We start from the raw sequence: 22947 nt of genomic DNA, 5'->3' as shown, positions 1-22947 counted from the left end.
TCCCATCCCGAACAGGACCGTGAAACTGCTTTGCGCCGATGATAGTGTGGCACTTGCCCATGCGAAAGTAGGTCACCGCCAGGTCCTATACTGAAGCCCTCGTACCCTGTACGAGGGCTTCTTTCATTGGTGCGACTGAATGCGCAAAGCCGCCCCCCGTGCCATGCCCGGGGGGCGGCTTTCATGGGCGGTTTACTGCGGGGTGAAATCGAGCAGCTTGCCCCAGGTGTTGCCGCGCCCAACGAATGTACGGGGCAGCAGCCTCGGCAGCCTGTCGATGTGGCACATGGACACGGGAGAGTTCAGGGCCCGGGTCGTGCGGCCCAGCACATCGGCGATGTACTGGGCGTTGGCGGCTGCCGGCGCATGGGGGGTAGCTGCATTGCAGGACATCAGATAGAGGGGACTGCCGGGACGGGATCTGGCGTAACCCGAGAACCGGAACAGCTCGTCTGCCCACTCATCGGGTGTGACATACGTCCCATTGATGGTCTGCATGAGCCCGGGTTTCCCGTGAGTCATGACCAGCGAGCCGTCTTTGAATTCTGGCAGAAACAGAAAATGGATTTTGTCCTGTGATTCTGTGGCCTCGACGAAGTTGATGTGGCCATTTTTTATCAGGCGGCCGGTAATGACGCGCCCGGTGGCCTTCACGTAGCTGGCCAGCGCTGGCCCGATCATCCCCGTTACCGCCGAGGCCATGCCCAGCCCAAGCGATATCCAGCCCAGCGTGCGTGCCAGTTCGGGGTCCCGGTCTTCCAGTACGGCGGAGGCGATGCCAGTGGCGCTGGACGCCAGGCCAAGGACAGTGGAGGTTGCCAGCAGCAAGCTGCCCAGGACCGTCATCGCTGCCAGCGTTGCCAGGCCGAGGGTAAGAATGCCGAGCAGGATACCGAGAATGCCCATCCCGAGTCCGAACCCGGCGGAAACACTCATGTAGCCGGAATGATCGCTCCGGTTGACCGGATCACCGCGGCAGAACGCATACGGATTGATGCCGCCACCCGAGAACGGGCAGTACGGGTCTTTGTTCAGGAAGCACTGCAGCATCGGATCATAGCTGCGTGCGCCATCACCCAGGTGATACAGCTGGCTGCGCGGGTTGAGCCAGTCGATGCGTTCACCGTGCATGCCGATTGCGGGGCGGGGGCCGGAACCCGGGACCGCTGGCAGGTTTTCCGGGAGGGAGGATGTTTCGCCTGGCATGGTGGGCTCCTGATGTCCGGCATCCTGAGCAGCCGGTGCCGGTCTGATATGTCGCTTCAAAGCCTGCTATAGGAGATCTGTGCTGCCCCGGTTGTTCTTTCGGACGAATGGCGCGGACCGTCAACCGGCCGTTTTGGGCTGCTTTCATCCATGGTTCAGCGCGGCGCGGAACCGCGCCGTTTTCTCCAGGTGATACAGCAGGCTGCATGCGCCAGTCCGGCCGGCGTGCTGTTCATGCATGCCAGCCAGCGGCGGGGCACCGGTACCCGGAGTGGCCCATGAATGACGGGATGAGGTGGGGGGATGTGGCAGTGTCGCCGGGCACGGCTGGCCTCCCTGTTTTCGGGCGCCGTCGAGGCCGGTCCCGGCCGGGGCGCCGCTTCTGAAACCAGTTTCAGGCCGGGAAACTCCGCGACTGCCAGGCCTGCCTGCAGGACAAGTGGCGGTTAGCGGGCAACCGGCCGTTTTGCCAGCATCCGCTGCAGCGTGCGGCGGTGCATGTTCAGGGCGCGGGCGGTGGCGGAGACGTTGCCGTCGTTCTCGTTCAGTACCCGCTGAAGGTGTTCCCAGGTCAGCCGCTTCAGCGACATCGGGGTGGCCGGGTCGGCCGGGGCGGTCGGCGAGGTGGTCGAATCGGCTTGCAGGGCTGCCAGGATGCTGTCCGCATCGGCCGGCTTGGCCAGGTACTGGGTCGCGCCCAGTTTGATGGCATCGACTGCCGTGGTGATGCTGGCATAGCCGGTCAGTACCAGAATCGGCGTATCCGGCAGTTTTTCGCGCAGGGCCGGAATCCATTTCAGACCACTGCAGCCGCCAAGGTTCAGATCGAGCACGATGCCGTCGATCGGTTGTGGTGTCTCGCTGATGACCTCCAGCGCCCGTTCCGGGGAGACCGCGAGGCTGATGGACAGCCCCTTGCGCTGCAGCACCCGGGACAGCATGGACAGAAAGGCTTCGTCATCGTCGATCAGGAGCAGGTGTGTCATGGGGGGCTAACCGCGTGGGAGGTGGGCAGGGGCAGGGTCAGTGTGGTGCAGACGCCGTCCGCATCGCTGTCCATCCGCAGTGTACCGCCCAGCTTGTCCAGGGTGGCGTGGGCCAGGAACATGCCCAGTCCCATTCCATGCTGCTTGCTGCTGGCCACCGGCATTGCCGGATGGGTGAGCTCCAGCTGCGGCGGCAGACTGCCGGCATGGCGGATGCGGATGACCAGTATCGGTGCCTGCCAGTCGGCCTGGACCGTTATCCGGCCATCGGGGCTGGCGTCGGCGGCATTGTTCAGCAGGTTCAGCAGTGCGGGGCCGAAGCTTGGGTCGAACCAGCGGGTCGGCGCTGTCGCCAGCGCCGGCTGATAGTCGAGCTCGATTTGCGGTCGCAGATTGCGCCAGTTGGCGACCAGATGTCCGAGTTGCTGCGAGACCGGCTCTGCCGGCGACGCCAGCTCGCCGCCCTGCTGTTTCAGGCGTCCCAGCGCGCGGCGGCAGGCACCCAGCTGATTGCGCATCAGCCGGACATCGTCGTCCAGCTCGGGGTCGCCGGCATAGCGTTCGGCCAGGTCGTCGGCCAGCAGGGTCAGGGTATTCAGTGGTGTGCCGAGTTCATGTGCGGCGCCGGCGGCAATCATGCCCAGCGCTACCAGCTTTTCGTCGCGCAGCTGGGTTTCGCGGATGCGGCCCAGCTCCAGTTCGCGCTCGCGCACCGTGCGTGACAGTCTGGCCAGCGGTCCGGCCAGCACGATGCCGCAGACGCAGAAGGTCAGCCACATGCCGGCCAGATGCAGGCTGATCAGCATGTCCGAATGCTCGCCGGCGACCATGATCGGCTGGTGCCAGCGGAACAGCAGGGCATAGGCGAGCATCGACGCGGCGGCCAGCAGCCAGGTCCGGGTCGCAGGCATGGCCTGTGCGGCCAGTGCGATCAGCAGCAGATACATCGACACCAGCGGATTGGCCGGGCCACCGGTCAGGTACAGCAGCGCGGTCAGGCAGAGAAAATCGACACCGAGCTGTATATCGAGCGCGGCCCAGCGCGCCGGGCCGGCGAGACTCCAGACCAGGTTGGCCGAGGCCAGCGAGCAGGCGACCAGGGCCAGGGCCGGCCACGGCAATTCGACTGCGCCCAGATACAGGGCGCCGCCGGCCAGCAGACACAGGCCGAGAATGGCCCAGCGCAGGCGAACGATGCGAATCGACGAGGGAAGGTCCATGACTCGGGGGGCGGGAAAGGGAGCGCTCATTGTACCGGGCAGGGAAAGGGGAAGGGCATTGGCGCTGGTTCGGCAGTGACCGGGCCGAATGTACCTGCCCGGACGGCGATGTGCTTGCGGCATATTGTCGCGCCGGCGTGGTTGCCTTCCGCTCGGACGAGGGAGACTTCTGCTACGGTCAACAGTAGACCTGGTTGTTGTTACCGTCTTTCCAAGGAGACCTGATGTGAATACCGGACTGATTTCCGCCGTCTCCCTGCTGCATTGCAGCGAACAGGCCGCGCTGGCCAGCCACTGCCTGGCCTTGCCCGGCTATCCGTATGTCTCTGCCATCACGCTGGCGCCGGATGAGGACGGTGTGCCGCTGACCGTGATCAGCACCCTGGCCGAGCACACCAGGCAGTTGCAGGCCGATGCGCATGCCAGTCTGCTGCTGGCCGATGCCACCCTGCCGGCGGATCGCACGCTGAGGATCACGCTGCTGGCCGATGCCATGCCGTGCGAGCGGACACCGGCGCGCCGGCAACGTTTTCTGCGCTACCAGCCCGGTGCGGTCGACTATATCGACTTCGACGATTTTTCCTTCTGGCGCTTCGTGCCGAAGCGGGCGCGCTTCGTGGCCGGCTTCGGTCGCATGGGCTGGTTCGATGGCGCCGAGCTGCTGCGGCCGGCGCTGCCGTTCGAAGCCGAGGCCATCGCCGGGCTGACCGGCCAGGGCTGGCATGTGCTCGGCGTCGACAGTGGTGGCTGTGATCTGCGCCTGCTCGATCTTCGCCGCCGGATCACCTTCGAGCGACCGCCGCAGGATGTGGACGAGGTGCTGGCTGCCGTGGCCGCAGGCGGGGCAGCGGCGGCATGAGTGTCGCCCGGCCGGTCATCGGCAACGTCTGGGGCCTGGTCCGGCCCTGCTGGTCCGGTGACGACCGTCGCCGTGCCTGGGGTCAGCCTGCGCGCCGTGCTGTGCTATCCGGCAAAAGCCGGTGCGATCGATGACCGGCAGCTGGTGGCCATCCTGCACGAGGCGGGGCTGGTGCATTTCAGCAACCGGCTCGACCACTGCGAATCCTGGGCGCACGTGATGAGTCTGGGCGAGCAGCAGCGGATCGCGCTGGCCCGGGTACTGCTCGATCCGCCGGATGTGCTGTGCCTGGATGAGGCGTCCAGTGCGCTGGACGAAGACATGGAGCAGCAGTTGTACGCCCGTATCGTCGCTGTCATGCACAGCGGCATCCTGCTCAGCGTCGGTCATCGTGCCACTCTCGATGCCGGCCTGTTCATGCCGGCCGGGTCCGCCTCCGCCATCCGGGCTATGGTCTGACGCTATGTAGTCGGATATATTGCGCCTGGTATTCCCTAGCCAGAGTCGCAGCCCATGCCGTTTGCCACCGATCTTGCCCTGCTGGCCGAAGGCCGGCGCTATGCCGCGCTGCCCCAGGTGCGCCTGCTGGAAGCCATTGCCGCCGAAGGCTCGATCACGCGAGCAGCCAAAGCGGCCGGTGTCAGCTACAAGACCGCCTGGGACATGGTCGACGCGATGAACAACCTGTCGCCGCAGCCGCTGGTGACCCGTGCAGCAGGTGGCCGCGGTGGCGGCGGTACGCAACTGACCGAGGCCGGCCACGCGCTGGTCAAGGTCTATCGCGCCATCGAGGCCGAGCAGCACCGCATGCTGGCGGCCCTTCATCTGGACGACGTACCGGCCACACTCGATCTGCTGAGGAGATTCCGCACCATGCGCACCAGTGCCCGCAATCAGTTTCTTGGCCGCATCAGCGCGATCCGTACCGGCGCGGTCAATGACGAGATCGAACTCGAACTCGCCGGCGGCGCGCGGCTGGTCGCCATCATTACCAGTGACAGCCGGGCCAGCCTCGGTCTCGAAGTTGGCGGTGAGGCGATCGCGCTGGTCAAGGCCTCGTCGATCATGGTGGCGACCGGTCTCGGTGACGCGCTGCTGTCTGCGCGCAACCAGCTGACCGGCATTGTCGCGTCGCTGACGCCGGGGGCGGTCAACACCGAAGTGGTCATCGATCTCGATGGCGGCAACAGCGTGTGCGCCATCGTCACTCACGACAGCGCCGAGCGCATGGCGCTGGCCGTCGGCCAGCAGGCCACCGCGCTGTTCAAGGCATCGCAAGTGATCCTGGCCGTCGCTGCCTGATTTCCTACTGTTTTTCCCCGGAGTTTCCATGCTGAAGAAGACCCTGCCGCTGCTGGTTTCCCTCGTGTTTGCCGGACCGGTGCTGGCGGCCGAGCCGCTGTCGGTGGCCGTTGCCGCCAATCTGCAGTACACGTTCAACGATCTGGCCGCGGCATTCCAGCGCGAGACCGGCATTGCCGTCAAACCGTCTTACAGCTCGTCGGGCAAGTTCGTCGCCCAGATCCAGAATGGCGCACCGTACGATTTCTTCCTGTCGGCCGACCGTGATTTCCCGGAAAAGCTGGCCGAACTCGGCCTGACCGCCACGCCACCGAAAATCTATGCCTACGGCACGCTGGTGCTGTGGACGCTGAAGCCGGATCTGAACCTGAACAACTGGCAGCAGGCGCTGGCCGGCCCGCAGGTCGCCAAAATCGCCGTCGCCAATCCGCGTACGGCGCCGTATGGTCGTGAAACCATGAAGGTGCTCGGCAAGCTCGGCCTGGACAGCAAGCTGGAATCGAAACTGGTGTTTGGTGAAAGCATCTCGCAGACCAACCAGTACATCTACTCGCGTGCGGCCGACGCCGGCTTTACCGCCAAGTCGGTGGTGGTGTCCCCGGAAATGAAGGGCAAGGGCCATTATGTGGAGCTGGCCCGCGACAGCTACCAGCCGATCGCACAGGCGATGGTGGTGACCAGGCGCGGTGGTGCCGAGAACGGGGTGGCCGCCCGCAAGCTGTATGACTTCATGAGTTCGGCCACGGCGCGCGACATCCTGTCGAAGAACGGCTACCTGCTGCCATGAACCGCCTCGACGCCAGTGTAGTGGCGGTGAACTGCGAGGCGTCGCTGGCGCTGGTGGAGGTCGAGCTGGACAACGGGACGCGCCTGACCGCGATGATGGCTGGCGGTGCGGGGGCCTTTGTTCCCGGCGCGCGGGTCACCGCGGGCTTCAAATCGGCGGAAGTGTCGCTGGCCAAGGGCGCGCTCGGCCGGATCAGCCTGCGCAACCGGCTGGTGGCGACCATTGATTCGCTCGACCTCGGCCGGCTGATGGCGCGGGTCACGCTCGACTGCGACGGACACAAGATCGTGTCGCTGATCACTGCCCGCGCGGCAAGCGATCTGGAACTGGCCCCCGGCGATGCGGTGACGGCGCTGATCAAGGCCAATGAGCTGTCGCTGTGGATCGAGGCAGGAGACGGGCCATGCTGAGCCGGATCGACTGGAGTCCGCTGTTTCTGACGTTCGAGCTGGCGGCCGTGACCACGGCCATCCTGCTGGTGATCGGTGTGCCACTGGCCCTGTGGCTGGCCGGCAGCCGTGCCCGCTGGAAGCCGGTTGCCGAAGCGCTGGTCAGCATGCCGCTGGTGCTGCCGCCGTCGGTGCTGGGCTTTTACCTGCTGCTGGCGTTCTCGCCGCAGTCCTGGCTCGGCCACTGGCTGGCGGCGACCTTCGACCTGCGCCTGGTCTTTACTTTCGAGGGACTGGTACTTGGTTCGGTGTTGTTCAGCATGCCGTTCATGGTTCACCCGCTGCAGTCCGGCTTCCAGTCGTTGCCGGTGTCATTGACCGAGGCCGCCCGCACACTGGGGGCGTCACGGCTGAAGATCCTGTTCCGCGTGCTGCTGCCGAACCTGAAGCCGTCGCTGCTGTCCGGCATCGTGCTGGCATTTGCGCACACGGTCGGCGAGTTTGGCGTGGTGCTGATGATTGGCGGCAATATCCCCGGTGTGACCAAGGTCGCGTCGATCGCCATCTACGACGAAGTGGAAGCCCTCGACTATGCGGCGGCCAATGTCTACGCCGGCGTGCTGTTCGTGCTGAGCTTTGTCGTGCTGCTGACGGTCTACATCATCAACAAGGCGCAGGCGCGCGCGGCCTGAGCCGGCGCGCGGCGGAGATTTCATGATCGAATTCGATCTGCAGAAGCGGCTGGTGTCCCGGCATGGCGAACTGGCGTTCTCGGCCGCGGCCACCATCCGTGCCGGCGAGCGTGTCGCGCTGTTCGGCCCGTCCGGGGCCGGCAAGACCACGCTGCTGCGCATGCTGGCCGGGCTGACCCGGCCGGACAGTGGCCGTCTCGTGGTCGGCGACGAGGTGTGGTTCGATGCGGCACGCGGCATCGACCTGCCGCCGCAGCGTCGCCGCATCGGGCTGGTATTCCAGGATTACGCACTGTTCCCGCACCTGACGGTGCGCGGCAACCTGGCCTTTGCCGCGCGCACGCCGGCGCGGGTCGACGAGCTGCTGGCACTGATGGGGCTGGAAGCACTGGCCAATCGCAAGCCGGACACGCTGTCCGGCGGACAGAAGCAGCGGGTGGCACTGGCGCGCGCGCTGGCCTGGGAGCCGGCGCTGCTGTTGCTGGACGAACCGCTGTCGGCACTGGACCCGGCCCTGCGCAGCCGGCTGCAGCAGGAGCTGCTGCGCGTGCACGAGGCGCTGAAGCTGACCACGGTGCTGGTCAGCCATGATCTGGCGGAAGTGTTCCGGCTGGCCAGCCGGGTCATTCGTCTCGAGGACGGCGTGGTGACCGGCGATGCGACCCCGGCCGAACTGTTCCTGACCCGGCAGGCGGCCGGTCGTTTCCGTCTGGCCGGCGAGGTGCTGGCAATCCGGGACGAGGATGTGCTGCAGATCGCCAGCCTGCTGGTGGGCGGCGAGATTGTCGATGTCGTGCTCGATGACGACGAGGCGGCGCAACTGCGCGTCGGCCAGCGGGTGACCGTGGCGGCCAAGGCATTCAGCCCGCTGGTGTTTCCGGCCGGGGACTGAGCCCCCGGCTCAACGGTGCAGGAACAGCTCCAGCACGATCTTGCTGCCGAGGTAGGCGAGCATCAGCGTGCCCATGCCGGCCAGCGTCCAGCGCGCTGCGACCCGACCGCGCCAGCCATAGCGCGAACGGCCGAACAGCAGCAGCGCAAACACCACCCATGACACCATCGAGAACACGCTCTTGTGCGTGAACGCGAACGGCATGCCGAAAATCTGTTCGGAGAAGGTCACCCCGGTGAACACAGTCACCGTCAGCAGCAGGAAGGCAACCGACAGCAGCTGGAACAGCAGGGTTTCCAGCGCCAGCAGCGGTGGCAGGCGGGTCGGCAGCGTGGCCAGCTGGCGGGTATGCAGCCGCTTGTCGACCCACAGCATCAGCCCGGCCAGCAGTGCTGCCAGCAGGAACATGCTGTAGGCGATCAGCGAGATGACGATGTGCACGGTCAGCAGCGGCGTGGCCTGCAGATCGGACTGGTGGGTATACGGCAGCAGTGCGCCCATGGCGACCCCGAGGCCGGCCATCCACATCAGGGGGGCCTGCAGGCCCTCCATGCGGAAGAACCAGGAGGTGATCCAGTAGATCAGCACGGTCAGCCACGCCAGCAGGCTGACGGCTTCGCCGACGCCGAGATGCAGCAGCTGGCCGGCCGGTGCGGCCAGCGTCAGCGCGTGCAGCGCCAGCGCGGCGCCGATCAGCAGGTGCTCGATGCGGGGCGCGCGTGGCAGGGTCAGCGCACTCTTGCCGCACCAGTGGGCGGTAAAGTGCCAGGCCAGCAGCAGATAGCAGACCAGGGCGATCCCGGCTGCGACGGGCAGAAATTCGGCGGTTGTCATGAAGGCGATGGGCGTTGCGACGGTTTTGCCGTCGGCTCATGTAAAATGTCGGTTTCCTGAAAGTCTAACCGATTCCCTGCCAGCGCGGGACGCGCTGGCGCAAGGACAGCCTGCATGCTCGACAACCTGACCAATCGCCTTTCCGGCGTGATCAAGACCCTCAAGGGTCACGCACGGCTCACCGAGTCGAATATCTCCGATGCCATGCGCGAAGTGCGCATGGCCCTGCTGGAAGCCGACGTCGCGCTGCCGGTGGTCAAGACCTTCGTCGCCCACGTCAAGGAACGGGCGATGGGGCAGGACGTCATGGGCAGCCTGACGCCGGGCCAGGCCGTGGTCGGCGTCGTCAACGAGGAACTGGTCAAGCTGATGGGCGAGACCAATGACGCGCTGAACCTGGCTGCCGTGCCGCCGGCCATCGTGCTGATGGCCGGCCTGCAGGGCGCCGGCAAGACCACCACTACCGGCAAGCTGGCCAAGCTGCTGAAGGAAAAGCAGAAGAAAAAAGTCCTGCTGGTGTCCGCCGACGTGTATCGCCCGGCGGCCATCGAACAGCTGAAGCTGTTGTCCGAACAGGTCGGCGTCGAATGGTTCCCGTCCGACCCGTCGCAGAAGCCGGTCGATATCGCCGTGGCGGCGGTCGATCACGCGAAGCGCCACTTCTTTGACGTGCTGATCGTCGATACCGCCGGTCGCCTCGCCATCGACGAGGCGATGATGGCCGAAATCAAGGCGGTGCACGCTGCCGTCAACCCGGTCGAGACGCTGTTCGTGGTCGATGCGATGCAGGGTCAGGATGCGGTCAACACCGCCCAGGCCTTCAACGACACGCTGCCGCTGACCGGCGTGGTGCTGACCAAACTCGACGGCGACTCGCGCGGTGGCGCGGCGCTGTCGGTCCGCCATGTGACCGGCAAGCCGATCAAGTTCATCGGTGTCGGCGAAAAACTCGACGGGCTGGAACCGTTCCACCCCGACCGGATGGCCAGCCGCATTCTCGGCATGGGCGACGTACTGTCGCTGATCGAGGATGTGCAGAAGGGCATCGACGAGCAGGATGCCGCCGCCATCGCCAGGAAGATGAAGTCCGGCAAGGGCTTCGACCTCGAGGACTTCAAGTCGCAGATCCTGACCATGCGCAAGATGGGCGGCATGTCCAGCCTGATGGAGAAAATGCCGGGCCAGATCGGCCAGATGGCCAAGGGGATGGAAGGCGCGCAGGCCGAGAAGTCGGTCAACCGCATCGAGGGCATCATCAACTCGATGACGCCGGCCGAACGGCGCAAGCCCGACATCATCAAGGCCAGCCGCAAGCGCCGCATCGCGGCCGGCGCCGGGGTCAGCGTGCAGGAGGTCAACCGCATGCTGAAGCAGTTCGAGGAAATGCAGAAGATGATGAAGCAGTTCTCGAAGGGCGGCATGATGAAGATGATGCGCGGCATGAAGGGCTTGTTGCCGGGCATGTAAGCCCCCATCTGCGGGAGAGCCCGCCGGCTCTTCCGGATTTTCCCCCATTGCGGACCGTGTCCGCGCAGCGCAGGCTGGAACCGATGTTCGATACCCTGATTCTGACCGAATCCCGCTATCTGCACCCCGACGAATCCGACTGGTATACGTCGCAGGTCCATCTCGAGGATGGGCTGGTCATGGAGGCCCTGCAGCGCCAGGGCCTGAACGTGGCGCGCCGCGACTGGGCCGACCCTGACCAGGACTGGGGCCAGACCCGTTCCGTGCTGTTCCGTACCACCTGGGACTATTTCGACCGCTATGCGACATTCTCGCCGTGGCTTGACCATGTCGAATCGTGTACGCGGCTGCTGAACGAGTCGGCACTGATCCGCTGGAATATCGACAAGCACTACCTTGGCGACCTGGCGCGCGCCGGCGTCAATGTGGTGCCGACCGTCTACGTCGAGCCGGGCGACAGCCGGAGCCTGACCGAAGTGGTGGCCGGACTGGACTGGGACGAACTGATCCTCAAGCCGGCGGTGTCGGGTGCGGCCCGCCACACCTACCGTTTTCATGCCGATCGTGCCGGCGAGCATGAAGCGGCGTTCGGCGAGCTGATCCGGCACGAATCGATGATGCTGCAACCGTTCCAGCGCGGTGTGCTGGAGCAGGGCGAGCTGTCGCTGATGGTGATCGACGGCAAAGTGACCCACGCCATCCGCAAGACGCCGAAGGCAGGTGATTTCCGCGTCCAGGACGACCACGGCGGCAGCGTGCATCCGCACCAGCCGAGCGCCGAGGAGTGCGCCTTTGCCGAGGCCGCCGTGCGCGCCGTGCCGTTCGACGTCCTGTATGCGCGGGTCGATACCATCCGCGACAACGCCGGCCGGCTGGCCATCATGGAGCTCGAGATGATCGAGCCCGAACTGTTCTTCCGTTTTGCGCCGGCCGCCGCCGACGCGCTGGCCGCCGGACTGGTCCGGCGTCTGGGCTGATGTTTCCGCCGCGGCCCCGGGGTCGCGACATGGTTTTCAACTCGCCGGCTGGTCCGGCATAGCAAGATCGACGCACATGAATCTCAATGCATTGACCGCCCTGTCCCCGATCGACGGCCGCTACGCCGCCGCCTGCGAACCGCTCCGGGGCATCTTCAGCGAATTCGGCCTGATGAAATCCCGGGTGAAAGTGGAACTGGAGTGGCTCAAGACGCTGGCCGCCGAGCCGCTGATCGGCGAAATCGCCCCGTTCTCCGATGCCACCATCGAAGAGATCAACACCCTGATCGACAGCTTCTCGGTCGAACATGCGGAAGCGGTCAAGGCGATCGAGGCACGCACCAACCATGACGTGAAAGCCATCGAGTACTGGCTGAAGGAACGCCTGTCCGGCAATCCGGAAGTGATGGCTGCCAGCGAATTCATCCACTTTGCCTGCACGTCGGAAGACATCAACAACCTCAGCCATGCGCTGATGCTGAAGAGCGCACGCGATCTGGTGCTGGTACCGGTGCTGGATGAAATCATCACCCGCCTGACCGAACTGGCCCACCAGCTGGCCGCCCAGCCGATGATGAGCCGCACCCATGGCCAGCCGGCCACGCCGACCACCATGGGCAAGGAAATCGCCAACGTCGTCTACCGGCTGCAACGCCAGCGCGAGATGCTGTCCCGCCAGGAAATGCTGGCCAAGATCAACGGTGCCGTCGGCAACTTCAATGCCCACCTGACCGCTTACCCGGAAGTGGCCTGGGAAGGCCTGGCCAAGCGTTTCGTCGAAGGCCTGGGCCTGACCTACAACCCGTACACGATCCAGATCGAGCCGCATGACTACATGGCCGAGCTGTTCCAGACCATGGTGCGCGTCAACACCATCCTGATCGACCTCGACCGCGACATGTGGGGGTATATCTCGCTGGGTTACTTCAAGCAGAAAGTCATTGCCGGCGAAGTCGGCAGCTCGACCATGCCGCACAAGGTCAACCCGATCGACTTCGAGAACTCGGAAGGCAACTTCGGGCTGGCCAACGCGCTGCTGTCGCACCTGGCCGAAAAGCTGCCGGTCAGCCGCTGGCAGCGTGACCTGACCGACTCCACCGTGCTGCGCAATATGGGCGTGGCGTTCGGCTACACCCAGCTCGGCTTCAAGGCGCTCCTGCGCGGCCTGAACAAGCTGGAAAGCAATCCGGCGCTGCTCGAAGCCGACCTCGACGCGAACTGGGCGCTGCTGGCCGAGCCGATCCAGACCGTGATGCGTCGCTACGGCATCGAGAATCCGTACGAGCAACTGAAGGAACTGACTCGTGGCAAGGACGGCATCAGCCGCGAGACGCTGGCGGCCTTTATCGAGACGCTGGCAATCCCGGCCGACGAGAAGACCCGCCTGCTGGCGCTGAGTCCGGCGACCTACCTCGGCAAGGCGGAAGAACTGGCCAAGCGGATCTGACCGCGACCTTCTCCTCATGTCCGTTTTTTGCGGACGGGGAGCATGGACAGCCTGAAGCGCCCTTCGCGGGCGCTTTTTCATTGTTCATGTCTGGCGCGGTTAGGCAAAACGGGTAAAAAATATGGCGACGTATCCGGTATCGCGCTATGTTCAAACCGTTCATCCCAAAAAAGGAAGTCCCTTCATGTTTCTGCGTCGATTGCTGGTCGGCATCCTTGCCGCCTTTGTCTACATCGGTGCCGCGTTTGCTGCGGTCAACGTCAATACGGCGAGCCAGGCCGAGCTGGAAGCGCTGAACGGCATCGGGCCGGCCAAGGCCAGGGCCATCCTCGATTACCGGCAGAAGAACGGGCCGTTCAAATCGGTCGATGACCTGAAAAAAGTGACCGGTATCGGCGACAAGACGCTGGAAAGCATCCGCAAGGACGTGTCGCTGTCCGGCGCCACCACGCTGCCGGCGGCGAAGCCGGGTGCCAAGCCGGCGGCCCCGGCCAGTGCCAAGGCCGCGCCGGCTGCCAAGCCGGCTTCGGCTCCGGCCGCTGCCCCGGCTGCGGACAAGGCGACGACGGACAAGGCCAAGAAGCCGGCCACCAAACAACCGGCCCCGGCCGGCGAGCCCGCTGTCGACAAGGACAAGACTGCCGCCAAGGACAAGGCCAAAAAACCGGCCACTGCTCCGGCACAGTAAGTTCCCCCTGCACGAAAAATCCCCGCCTGGCAGAGAACAGGCGGGGATTTTTCATGTGACGCGCGCGGTGGCTCAGTGCAGCAGGCGCAGCTGCTTGACGTCGATTTCGGTCGATGTCAGGTCCTTGTCGACCTCGCCGGAGATCTCGACCTGGTCTTTCGGCGCGACGGTCTGGCCGGCCCAGACATGCTTGTCGATCTCGACCGTGATCTTGCCGGTCTTGTCCTGGAATTCGTAGTTGTCGTGATTCAGGCGCTTGGTGATCCGGCCCTGCAGCACGACCGGGCTGTCATCGGGCAGGGCACGGGCCTGTTCGACCGTGACCGGCTTCGGCGGTTCTCCAACGAATCCGCCGGTGGTGGCGGGCGCGGCCCAGGCTGCGGCGCTGGCAAGCAGGGGGATGGCAATCAGAAGCGAACGCATGATGGTGCCTTTCGTAGCGTTACCCCGTCAGCGGGGCGATGGCGTTACTATCGGATTCCTCATTTAATCAGACCTTAGTCATCGCCATGCCGGGATACGACGGGCTGGCGGTGTCCGGGCATTCATCATTACTGCGGGAGAGACAGCGTGAGAGTGGGTTATATCGGTTTGGGCATCATGGGGCGTCCGTGTGTACGGAATCTGCTCAAGGCGGGCTTCGAGGTGTCGGTCTGGGCGCGCCGCCCGGCCAGCATCGGCGATCTGGCGGTCACCGCCTGCGCGACACCGGCCGAGCTGGCCGGACGCGTCGACGTGCTGGTGACCAATGTGTCGGACACCCCCGATGTCGAGTCGGTGCTGTTCGGGGAAAACGGCGTGCTGTCGGGCGCACGGCCGGGGTTGATCGTGATCGACATGTCGACCATCGCCCCGCTGGGCGCACGACGCATCGCTGCCGGCTGCGCCGGGCGGGGCGTGACTTTCCTCGATTCGCCGGTCTCGGGCGGCGAGGTCGGTGCCGTCAATGGCACGCTGTCGTTCATGGTCGGTGGCGAGCAGGCGGCATTTGACAAGGCGCAGCCGGTGTATCAGGCGATGGGCAAGAACATTGTCCGCATCGGCGACTCCGGCGCCGGCAGCGTGGCCAAGGCCTGCAACCAGATCGTGGTGGCGCTGAATGTGCAGGCGGTTGCCGAGGCATTCAAGCTGGCCGATGCGTGCCAGGTCGACAAGGCTCGCGTGCGCGAGGCCCTGCTGGGCGGCTTTGCCTCCAGCCGGGTACTGGATATCCATGGCCAGCGCATGATCGACGACAACTACGTGCCGGGCTTCAAGGCCAAACTGCACCAGAAGGACATGGGCATCGTCGGTGAAACCGCCCGCGCGCTGGACACGGCCCTGCCGGCCACCACGCAGGTGACGGCGCTGATCGACGCGCTGGTGGCGAACGGCGACGGCGAGCTTGATTCGTCGGCGATCGCGCGGCTGATTTCTGCGGCCTAAAGCAGGATGGCAGCGAGGACGCGGCGGTCCTCGCTGACCAGAATATTGAAGGTCCGGCAGGCGGCGGGGGTATCCATGACCTCGACGCCGATCTGACGGGCGGTCAGCGCGGCAGTCAGGCGCGGATGCGGAAATCGCAGCCGCGGACCGGTACCCAGCACCACGACTTCCGGGTCATGCGCCAGCAGCGCGGCGAAGTCGTCCTCGGTCAGCGCCTCGAACGAGGAGGCGGGCCATGGCGTCAGCAGATCCGCCATGACCAGCAATGGCTGGTGGTGCTGTTCCTGATTGATGGCGACAAAGCCGTCGCCATAGGCGGTGAACAGGTTTTGTGCGCCCTGGGTCAGATGCATTTTCATCAAGTGTTCTCGCTTGCTTGCGGCGGTCGTGTCCGTAAGGTGCCGCCGTTCATGGGTCTGCCGCGATTATACGGCGTTGCGGCCGGGTCGCGGTCGCCACGCTTTTTTAGATACCCCCGCTGTGGATTGCCGGCATGATAGGGGTATTTGTTTGCCGTTTTTACGGGTGCGGGGTATATTTCTGGAAACGTTTCTGGAGATACCCCAAAAATGGCGCTGACATCCGAAGACATCGCCGCGATCGTCGATGGCGACCGTGACCGAAAGCTGTTCGACGGCGGTGGTCTTTACCTGCTGGCGCGGCCGAATGGCGCGCGCTACTGGCGACTCAAGTACCGTTTCGCCGGCAAGGAGAAAGTGCTCGCCCTGGGCGTGTATCCGCAGATTTCCCTCGATGCCGCCCGGGATGCCGCCGCCGCCGCGCGCGCGCAACTGGCCGCTGGCGTCGATCCGTCCGGCGCGCGCGCCGGGCGTCGCCAGCCGGAAGCCGCCGCCGTGGCCGTGCCGCTTCCTTCTTCCCCTTTGCCGAACACTCTCCACAAGGTCGCCCCGATGAAGCCGATCCACAAATCCAGCAAATTGCTCAACGTCTGCTACGACATCCGCGGCCCGGTGCTCGACCGCGCCAAACAGATGGAGGACGAAGGGCAGCGCATCATCAAGCTGAATATCGGCAACCCGGCACCGTTCGGTTTCCTGGCTCCGGAAGAAATCATGCAGGACATGGCGCGCCACCTGCCGCAGGCCTCCGGCTATACCGATTCCAAGGGCCTGTTCGCCGCGCGCAAGGCGATCATGCACTACACGCAGGAAAAGCTGATTCCGGCCGTGGGCGTCGAAGACATTTATATCGGCAACGGCGTGTCCGAGCTGATCGTGATGTCGATGCAGGCGCTGCTGGATGCCGGCGACGAAGTGCTGCTGCCGGCGCCGGACTACCCGCTGTGGACCGCTGCCGTCACCCTGTCCGGCGGCAATGCCGTGCACTATATGTGTGACGAACAGCAGAACTGGTATCCGGACATCGACGATATCCGGCGCAAGATCACGCCGAATACGCGGGCGATGGTCATCATCAACCCGAACAACCCGACCGGCGCCGTCTATCCGGACGAGGTACTGCGCGAGCTGGTGGCCGTGGCCCGCGAACACGGGCTGATCCTGTTTGCCGACGAAATCTACGACAAGGTGCTGTTCGACGGGGTGACCCACACGTCAATCGCGTCGATGGCGCCGGATCTGTTCGTGGTGACCATGAACGGGCTGTCGAAGAACTACCGCTCCGCCGGTTTCCGTGCCGGCTGGATGGTGGTCAGCGGCGACAAGAGCATGGCGAAGGACTATATCGAGGGGCTGAACATGCTGGCCTCGATGCGGCTGTGCGCCAATGCCCCGGGCCAGCATGCGATCCAGACCGCGCTCGGCGGCTATCAGTCGATCGACGATCTGGTGGCACCGACCGGCCGGCTGGCGCGTCAGCGTGACCTTGCCTGGCGGATGCTGAACGACATGCCGGGCGTCAGTTGCGTCAAGCCGCAGGGCGCGCTGTACATGTTCCCGAAGCTGGATCGCAAGATGTATCCGGTCGAAGACGACCAGCAACTGATTCTGGAACTGCTGAACGAACAGCGCGTGCTGCTGGTGCAGGGCACCGGCTTCAACTGGCATGAGCCGGACCACTTCCGCGTGGTGTTCCTGCCGAACACCGATGACCTTGAAGAAGCCATGGGCCGGATCGGACGCTTCCTTGACGGCTATCGCAGCCGGCACGCGATCGCCGTCTGACTCCCGGACTGCTCCTGTCTGAAAGCGGCCTTCCAACTGGAAGGCCGCTTTTCTTCAAGGCAACTGCGTCAGGCCGCGAGGCGTTCGCGCCAGACAAAGTCGCGCAGGCGGAAGCCAAGCGCGAACAGCAGGGCGAAATAGCTGGCGGCGCCGCCGACCACCAGCACGCCCAGCCACAGCGCCCGCTGCCACGCGTGGCCGTGCCAGTCGGTCGGCAGCACCTGCAGCAGTCCGTACAGCACGGCGGCCATGCCGATCACGGCAATGACCACTTTCAGCCCGAACGACATCCAGCCGGCCTGCGGCATATAAATGCCGTGGCGCAGCAGCTGGAACAGCAGCAGGGCGGCATTCAGGCAGGCGCCGAGGCCGATGGCCAGCGCCAGCCCGGCATGCTGCAGTGACTGGATGAAGACCAGGTTCATCAACTGGGTCAGGATCAGCGTGGTGATGGCGATCTTGACCGGCGTCTTCAGGTTCTGGCGCGCATAGAAGCCCGGCGCCAGCACCTTGACCAGAATCAGCCCGAGCAGGCCCACCGAGTAGGCAATCAGCGCGCGCTGGGTCATGTCGGCATCCAGCGGGCTGAACTTGCCGTACATGAACAGGGTGGCGATCAGCGGCTTGGACAGCACGCCGAGCGCGACGGCGGACGGCAGTGCCAGCAGCACCGACAGGCGGATGCCCCAGTCGAGCAGGCGCGAGAAGGTGGCGGTATCGTCGCTGGCCGCATGGCGGGACAGGCTCGGCAGCAGGATGGTGCCGAGTGCGACGCCGAGAATGCCGGTGGGGAATTCCATCAGCCGGTCGGCGTAGTACATCCACGACACGCTGCCGGAGACCAGGAACGACGCAAAAATGGTGTTGATGACCAGCGAGATCTGGCTGATCGACACGCCGAAGATCGCCGGGCCCATCTGGCGGACGATGCGCATCACTGCGGCGTCGCGGAAACCGAAGCGCGGCATGGGCAGCATGCGCAGCTTTTTCAGGTACGGCAGCATGAAGCCCAGCTGCACCACGCCGCCGGCGAATACCGCCCACGCCAGCGCCATCACCGGCGGGTGGAAGTACGGCGCCAGGAAAGCGGCGAACACGATAAAGCAGATGTTCAGGAAGGTCGGGGCGAAGGCCGGAATCGAGAACTGGTTATAGGTATTGAGCACGCTGCTGGCCAGCGAGGCCAGCGAGATCAGCAGAATATAGGGAAAGGTGACGCGCAGCATCGACACGGTCAGGTCGAACTTGGTGGCGTCGGTGGTGAAGCCTGGCGCCGTCACCCAGATCACCCAGGGCGCCGCCAGCATGCCGACCACGGTCACCACCAGCAGCGAGGCGGCCAGCACACCGCTGACGTTGGCCAGCAGCACGCGGGTATCGTCTTCACCGCGTTTCTGCTTGTATTCGGCCAGCACCGGCACGAAGGCCTGCGAGAACGCGCCCTCGGCGAAGATGCGGCGCAACAGGTTGGGCAGCTTGAAGGCGACGAAGAAGGCGTCGGTGGCGAAGCCGGCACCAAAGGCACGCGCGATGACGGCATCGCGGATAAAACCCAGTATGCGGGAAACCAGCGTCATCCCGCTGACGGTGACCAGGGCTTTGAGCAGATTCATGTTGTTGTCAGAACTGTAGCTGGCGCAAAGGCGCGATGGTACGGCGAGAAGCGGTACAAAACCAGCGTGCCGAAATGGCCCCGCACGGCAGAAAGACAAATCGTGCTAAGTCATTGTTGTTGCAAAAGCAGGGGCTCATCCTTACAATCGCGTGTTTTACAGAATCCGCTCACCAGGAGAATCATTCATGGCAAACAGCGCACAAGCTCGCAAGCGCGCCCGCCAGGCCCTGAAGGCCCGCGCGCAGAACGCCAGCCTGCGTACCGCTTATCGCACCGCGGTCAAAAAAGTAATCAAGTCGATCGAAGCAGGCGACAAGGCTGCGGCGCAAGCCGTGTTCCAGGTCTCCGGCAGTGTGATGGATCGCATCGCCGACAAGGGCGTGTTCCACAAGAACAAGGCCGCTCGCCAGAAGAGCCGCCTGTCGTCCGCTATCAAGGCTATGGCTGCCTGATAGTCTGGTACGATTCCAGAATGCACAAGGCTTCGCAATTGCGAAGCCTTTTGTATTTCTGTCATACGGAGACTGTCCATCATGCGATTGCCTCTCTTGCTGCCCTGTATGGTGCTGGCCGGCGCCGCACAGGCGGCGGTCCCGCTGACCGATGCGCTGGCACACTGTCGCGCGCTCGGCGAGGATGCCGCCCGGCTGACCTGTTATGACAGCCTGACCGCGCAGCCGCCGGACCCGACGGCGCCACCGGCCGAACGTGCGGCCCAGGCTGCCAGCGCTCCGACCACCGGGGAAGTGCAGAACAGCACCGACACGGCGACGACACCCGCAGAGCCGGTCGTCGCCTGGCGCACGCCGCTGACGCGGCTGTGGGATCTCGACACCTCGGACAAGCGGGGCACCTTCACCCTGCGCGCCTACCGGCCCAACTACGTGCTGCCGGTGTGGCAGAACTTCAATCCGAGCAATCGTGCCCAGTCGCCAAGCCAGCCGCAGACGCCGCTGTTCGATGCGGTGCAGAACACCGAAGCCAAGTTCCAGATTTCGTTCAAGACCAAGCTGTGGCAGGACATGTTCGATACCCCGGCCGACCTGTGGTTCGGCTATACCCAGCAATCGCACTGGCAGGTGTACAACAAGTCGCAGTCGTCGCCGTTCCGCAACACCGACTATGAGCCGGAATTGATGCTGACCGTACCGACCAGCCAGTCGCTGTGGGGCTGGAAGCTGGCGATGGTCGGCGGCGGCCTGGTCCACCAGTCGAATGGTCAGGACGACCCGCTGTCGCGCAGCTGGAACCGGATCTACGCCATGGCCGGCCTCGAACGCGGGCCGTGGACGGTGCTCGGTCGCGCCTGGTACCGGCTGCCGGAAGGCGGCGGGGGCGACAACCCGGACATTACCGACTACATGGGGCATGGTGACGTCCAGCTGATCTACAGCCGCGACGGTTCGCACACCTTCTCGGCGCTGGGCCGGCTCAATGCGGCGACCGGCAAGGGCATGCTGCAGCTTGAATACAGCTTTCCGATCCATGGCCGCCTGCGCGGCTTCGTCCAGTACGTGAACGGCTATGGCGAAAGCCTGATTGACTACAACCACGCCAACAGTTCGCTCGGCATCGGCCTGATGCTGACCGACTGGCTGGAGATGTAGCAGGCGCGGCCAGGAGAAAGCAAAAAACCGCCGTGAGCTTTCCTCACGGCGGTTCAGACTGTCCATCAACCCCGTTCACGAAGAACGGACGAGCGAAGCGGGGGTTTCCCGCGGCGGCGGGAACGGAAGAGACAGGATTCCATCAGGCAGACTGCCGTGCACGACAGTTTCTGTCAGTCGGGCCTGCACCGACACGCCATGGTGAACGTCGGTGCCCGCCTTTATGAACAGTCCGGGCCCCCGGAACGAAGCGTTCCGGGGACTTTTCCTGTCTGACGGCTTCAGGCCGGGATCAGTGCGGCGGCTTCGCGCGCCATCTGGCCTTCCTCGTCGGTCGGAATCACCCAGATGCCACGCGGGCTGTCCACGGTCGAGATCCGCAGCGCATTGCTGTCGTTGGCCGCCGCGTCCAGCTGGAAGCCGAGCCAGGACAGCCGTTCGACGATGCGACGACGGACCGGCGTGCTGCGCTCGCCGATGCCGGCGGTGAACACGATGTGGTCGAGTCCGCCGGCCTGGACCGCCAGTGCACCGACTTCGCGCGCTGCACGGTAGCAGAACAGCTCCACCGCCTCGTTCGCTTCCGGCCGGTCGTTGTCCTGCAGGTCGCGCATGTCGGCCGAGATGCCGGATACCCCCAGCAAGCCCGAACGCTTGTAGATCTCGCTGCGCACATTGGCGACGTTCATGCCGGCCTGTTCCTGCCAGTACAGCACCACCTCGGGATCGAGACCGCCAGGGCGGGTGCTCATCAACAGCCCGTCGGCGGCCGAGAAGCCCATGCTGCTGGCCACGCTGCGGCGCTGGTGCAGCGCGCAGGCGCTGGCACCACTGCCGAGGTGCAGCACCACCACCCGCTGTTCGGCGGCGTCGGGGCCGATCAGCGCCGGCAGCTTGTGGGCAATGGTGGCATACGACAGACCGTGGAAGCCGTAGCGCTGCACGCCCCGGTCATGCCAGTGGCGGGCAATGCCGAAGCGGGCGGCCAGCGGGTCCTGGGTGGTGTGGAACGCGGTATCGAAGCAGCCGATCTGCGGCGTATCCGGGGCGATGGTGGTCAGCGCGTCGATGGCGGCCAGCGCCACCGGCTGGTGCAGCGGCGCCAGTGACGACAGTTCGCGCAGGGCATCGATGGTGGCGGTATCCAGCCGTGTCGCCTGGCGGAAGCGGGTGCCGCCGTGGACGATGCGGTGAACCACGGCCACCGGGTGCCAGCCATGCGTATCCAGCTGGGCCAGCACCGCACCCAGCGCGGCGGCATGACCGCTTTCCCCCAGCGGCTGGTCGACCAGCACGCTGCCGTCGGCAGCGGTCAGCGTCAGGTGCGCGCGACCGCGCCCGACGCCATCGACCAGCCCCTTGGCCAGTGCGACATCGCTGCCGGGCAGGAAGCAGCGGAACTTCAGCGTCGCGGAGCCTGCGTTCAGCGCCAGCAACACATTGCAGCTCATGCCTTGCCTCCGGCCCGGTAATGGGCCAGCACATTGGCGACCGCCGCCGATGCGAGGCGACCGTGCGCGTCTTCGGCGCGGCTGGTCAGCACGATCGGCACCCGGGCGCCCATCACGATGCCGGCCGACGCGGCGTCGGCAAGATAGGTCAGCTGCTTGGCCAGCATATTGCCCGACTCCAGGTCCGGCACCACCAGGATGTCCGGCTCGCCGGCAACCTTGGACAGAATGCCCTTGGTGTCGGCCGCCTCGTGCGAGATGGCGTTGTCGAAGGCCAGCGGGCCGTCGAGCATGGCGCCGCGAATCTGGCCTCGATCGGCCATCTTGCACAGGCAGGCCGCGTCGATGGTCGACTGCATGTCCGGATTGACCATTTCCACCGCTGCCAGAATGGCGACCTTCGGCATGGGGACGCCGAGTGCATGGGCCAGGTCGATGGCGTTCTGGGTGATGTCGACCTTGGTCTTCAGGTTCGGCGCGATATTGATCGCCGCATCGGTGATGAACAGCGGTCGCGGATAGGTCGATACCCGCATGATGAACACGTGGCTGATGCGACGGTCGGTGCGGATGCCGAGATTGCGGTCCAGCGCGGCGGACATGAACTCGTCGGTATGCAGGCTGCCCTTCATCAGCGCCTGCGCTTCGCCGCTGCGGACCAGCTCGACGGCCTTTTCCGCCGCGGCATGGCTGTGCTCGACGTCGACGACGCGATAACGGCCGAGGTCGATGTCCAGCGTGTTGGCAAGCTTGTCGAGCTTGCTGCGCGGGGCGACCAGGATCGGCTCGATCAGCCCGTGCTGGGCCGACTCGATGGCGCCGAGCAGCGATTCCGTGCTGCACGGGTGGCAGACCGACATGGTGATCGCCCCATGGGCTTTGGCCTGGGCGATCAGGGGATCAAAGGCGCGTTCGTCTCGATTCATGGTGACGGTCCTGGATTAAGCGGTGGAAAGGGG

At 65.0% G+C, this 22947-nt stretch carries 24 protein-coding genes and 1 pseudogene; 16 read left to right on the top strand and 9 right to left on the bottom strand.

Annotated features, from left to right (window positions below; translation table 11 throughout):
• Positions 1-192 precede the first annotated feature (192 nt).
• The 3 genes from DFO50_RS16280 to DFO50_RS16270 form a co-directional block, all read right to left on the bottom strand.
• Positions 193-1206 carry an RHS repeat-associated core domain-containing protein gene (locus DFO50_RS16280; protein WP_084300217.1) on the bottom strand — a complete coding sequence of 338 codons (1014 nt, stop codon included), beginning with the start codon at positions 1204-1206 and terminating at the stop codon, positions 193-195.
• Between the two features lie 446 nt (positions 1207-1652).
• On the bottom strand, positions 1653-2192 hold the full coding sequence (locus DFO50_RS16275) for a response regulator transcription factor (RefSeq protein ID WP_028499931.1): 540 nt from the start codon (positions 2190-2192) through the stop codon (positions 1653-1655).
• Positions 2189-3412, bottom strand: a complete 1224-nt coding sequence (locus DFO50_RS16270) for an ATP-binding protein (protein WP_158537489.1) — start codon at positions 3410-3412, stop codon at positions 2189-2191. Before DFO50_RS16270 ends, DFO50_RS16275 begins: the two co-directional genes overlap by 4 nt.
• Positions 3413-3638: 226 nt before the next feature.
• Here DFO50_RS16270 and DFO50_RS16265 point away from each other — a divergent pair, with 226 nt between their 5' ends.
• The 7 genes from DFO50_RS16265 (at position 3639) to DFO50_RS16235 (ending at position 8333) form a co-directional block, all read left to right on the top strand.
• Complete coding sequence (locus DFO50_RS16265; RefSeq protein WP_051528986.1) at positions 3639-4271, top strand: HugZ family protein; 633 nt, start codon at positions 3639-3641, stop codon at positions 4269-4271.
• Between the two features lie 72 nt (positions 4272-4343).
• Positions 4344-4730: an ATP-binding cassette domain-containing protein gene (locus tag DFO50_RS19915; protein ID WP_304598483.1), complete on the top strand. Its 387-nt coding sequence runs from the start codon at positions 4344-4346 to the stop codon at positions 4728-4730.
• 54 nt (positions 4731-4784) lie between these two features.
• Complete coding sequence (locus tag DFO50_RS16255) at positions 4785-5573, top strand: TOBE domain-containing protein (protein ID WP_028499933.1); 789 nt, start codon at positions 4785-4787, stop codon at positions 5571-5573.
• Positions 5574-5601: 28 nt separating this feature from the next.
• A complete protein-coding gene (modA, locus tag DFO50_RS16250; protein WP_112692870.1) occupies positions 5602-6360 on the top strand; it encodes a molybdate ABC transporter substrate-binding protein in 759 nt (252 codons plus the stop codon).
• Entirely contained in the window at positions 6357-6770 is a 414-nt protein-coding gene (locus tag DFO50_RS16245) for a molybdopterin-binding protein (protein WP_028499935.1), read from the top strand. Before modA ends, DFO50_RS16245 begins: the two co-directional genes overlap by 4 nt.
• On the top strand, positions 6764-7441 hold the full coding sequence (gene modB / locus DFO50_RS16240) for a molybdate ABC transporter permease subunit (protein ID WP_036386483.1): 678 nt from the start codon (positions 6764-6766) through the stop codon (positions 7439-7441). Before DFO50_RS16245 ends, modB begins: the two co-directional genes overlap by 7 nt.
• Positions 7442-7463: 22 nt before the next feature.
• The gene (locus tag DFO50_RS16235) at positions 7464-8333 is read left to right on the top strand and encodes an ABC transporter ATP-binding protein (protein ID WP_107888672.1); all 870 of its coding nucleotides are present in this window, start codon (positions 7464-7466) and stop codon (positions 8331-8333) included.
• 9 nt (positions 8334-8342) lie between these two features.
• Here the strand turns inward: DFO50_RS16235 and DFO50_RS16230 are convergent, their stop codons facing one another.
• Positions 8343-9167 (bottom strand): inner membrane protein YpjD, encoded by an 825-nt coding sequence (locus DFO50_RS16230; RefSeq protein ID WP_036386485.1) that lies wholly within the window; start codon positions 9165-9167, stop codon positions 8343-8345.
• Positions 9168-9281: 114 nt separating this feature from the next.
• Between DFO50_RS16230 and ffh the strand changes: the two genes are divergently transcribed.
• The 4 genes from ffh (at position 9282) to DFO50_RS16210 (ending at position 13746) form a co-directional block, all read left to right on the top strand.
• Complete coding sequence (gene ffh / locus DFO50_RS16225; protein ID WP_028499939.1) at positions 9282-10634, top strand: signal recognition particle protein; 1353 nt, start codon at positions 9282-9284, stop codon at positions 10632-10634.
• 83 nt (positions 10635-10717) lie between these two features.
• Positions 10718-11611, top strand: a complete 894-nt coding sequence (locus DFO50_RS16220; protein WP_107890267.1) for a RimK family alpha-L-glutamate ligase — start codon at positions 10718-10720, stop codon at positions 11609-11611.
• A gap of 76 nt (positions 11612-11687) precedes the next feature.
• Positions 11688-13058 (top strand): adenylosuccinate lyase, encoded by a 1371-nt coding sequence (purB, locus tag DFO50_RS16215; protein WP_028499941.1) that lies wholly within the window; start codon positions 11688-11690, stop codon positions 13056-13058.
• Positions 13059-13242: 184 nt separating this feature from the next.
• Positions 13243-13746 (top strand): ComEA family DNA-binding protein, encoded by a 504-nt coding sequence (locus DFO50_RS16210; RefSeq protein WP_199489873.1) that lies wholly within the window; start codon positions 13243-13245, stop codon positions 13744-13746.
• A 72-nt stretch (positions 13747-13818) separates the two neighbouring features.
• Here the strand turns inward: DFO50_RS16210 and DFO50_RS16205 are convergent, their stop codons facing one another.
• Entirely contained in the window at positions 13819-14169 is a 351-nt protein-coding gene (locus DFO50_RS16205) for a NirD/YgiW/YdeI family stress tolerance protein (protein ID WP_028499942.1), read from the bottom strand.
• A gap of 147 nt (positions 14170-14316) precedes the next feature.
• On the opposite strand from DFO50_RS16205, the gene DFO50_RS16200 reads away from it, so the two are divergent.
• Positions 14317-15171, top strand: coding sequence for an NAD(P)-dependent oxidoreductase (locus DFO50_RS16200; RefSeq protein ID WP_107888671.1), 855 nt, complete (start codon positions 14317-14319; stop codon positions 15169-15171).
• Here DFO50_RS16200 and DFO50_RS16195 read toward each other — a convergent pair.
• Complete coding sequence (locus tag DFO50_RS16195) at positions 15168-15530, bottom strand: Mth938-like domain-containing protein (protein WP_028499944.1); 363 nt, start codon at positions 15528-15530, stop codon at positions 15168-15170. The genes DFO50_RS16200 and DFO50_RS16195 overlap by 4 nt on opposite strands.
• Before the next feature lie 210 nt (positions 15531-15740).
• Between DFO50_RS16195 and DFO50_RS19680 the strand changes: the two are divergent.
• Together DFO50_RS19680 and DFO50_RS16190 are read left to right on the top strand one after the other, a co-directional pair.
• Positions 15741-15983: pseudogene (locus DFO50_RS19680) on the top strand (Arm DNA-binding domain-containing protein); the annotation flags it as partial.
• Positions 15984-16082: 99 nt separating this feature from the next.
• Positions 16083-17315, top strand: a complete 1233-nt coding sequence (locus tag DFO50_RS16190; RefSeq protein ID WP_233495291.1) for a pyridoxal phosphate-dependent aminotransferase — start codon at positions 16083-16085, stop codon at positions 17313-17315.
• 68 nt (positions 17316-17383) lie between these two features.
• On the opposite strand, the gene murJ is transcribed toward DFO50_RS16190, so the two are convergent.
• Positions 17384-18928 carry a murein biosynthesis integral membrane protein MurJ gene (murJ, locus tag DFO50_RS16185; RefSeq protein WP_028499946.1) on the bottom strand — a complete coding sequence of 515 codons (1545 nt, stop codon included), beginning with the start codon at positions 18926-18928 and terminating at the stop codon, positions 17384-17386.
• A 187-nt stretch (positions 18929-19115) separates the two neighbouring features.
• On the opposite strand from murJ, the gene rpsT reads away from it, so the two are divergent.
• The gene (gene rpsT, locus DFO50_RS16180; protein ID WP_028499947.1) at positions 19116-19382 is read left to right on the top strand and encodes a 30S ribosomal protein S20; all 267 of its coding nucleotides are present in this window, start codon (positions 19116-19118) and stop codon (positions 19380-19382) included.
• A gap of 81 nt (positions 19383-19463) precedes the next feature.
• Positions 19464-20537, top strand: coding sequence for a phospholipase A (locus tag DFO50_RS16175; protein WP_028499948.1), 1074 nt, complete (start codon positions 19464-19466; stop codon positions 20535-20537).
• Positions 20538-20818: 281 nt separating this feature from the next.
• Here the strand turns inward: DFO50_RS16175 and DFO50_RS16170 are convergent, their stop codons facing one another.
• Both DFO50_RS16170 and DFO50_RS16165 read right to left on the bottom strand, forming a co-directional pair.
• Positions 20819-21988, bottom strand: coding sequence for an acetate/propionate family kinase (locus DFO50_RS16170; protein WP_107888670.1), 1170 nt, complete (start codon positions 21986-21988; stop codon positions 20819-20821).
• Positions 21985-22914 carry a bifunctional enoyl-CoA hydratase/phosphate acetyltransferase gene (locus tag DFO50_RS16165; RefSeq protein WP_028499950.1) on the bottom strand — a complete coding sequence of 310 codons (930 nt, stop codon included), beginning with the start codon at positions 22912-22914 and terminating at the stop codon, positions 21985-21987. Before DFO50_RS16165 ends, DFO50_RS16170 begins: the two co-directional genes overlap by 4 nt.
• Positions 22915-22947 lie beyond the last annotated feature (33 nt).

The organism is Microvirgula sp. AG722 (assembly GCF_003269145.1).
GTDB classification, from domain to species: domain Bacteria; phylum Pseudomonadota; class Gammaproteobacteria; order Burkholderiales; family Aquaspirillaceae; genus Microvirgula; species Microvirgula aerodenitrificans.
The sequence above is the reverse complement of the archived record's forward strand: the minus strand, read 5'-3'. Positions and strand labels throughout refer to the sequence as shown.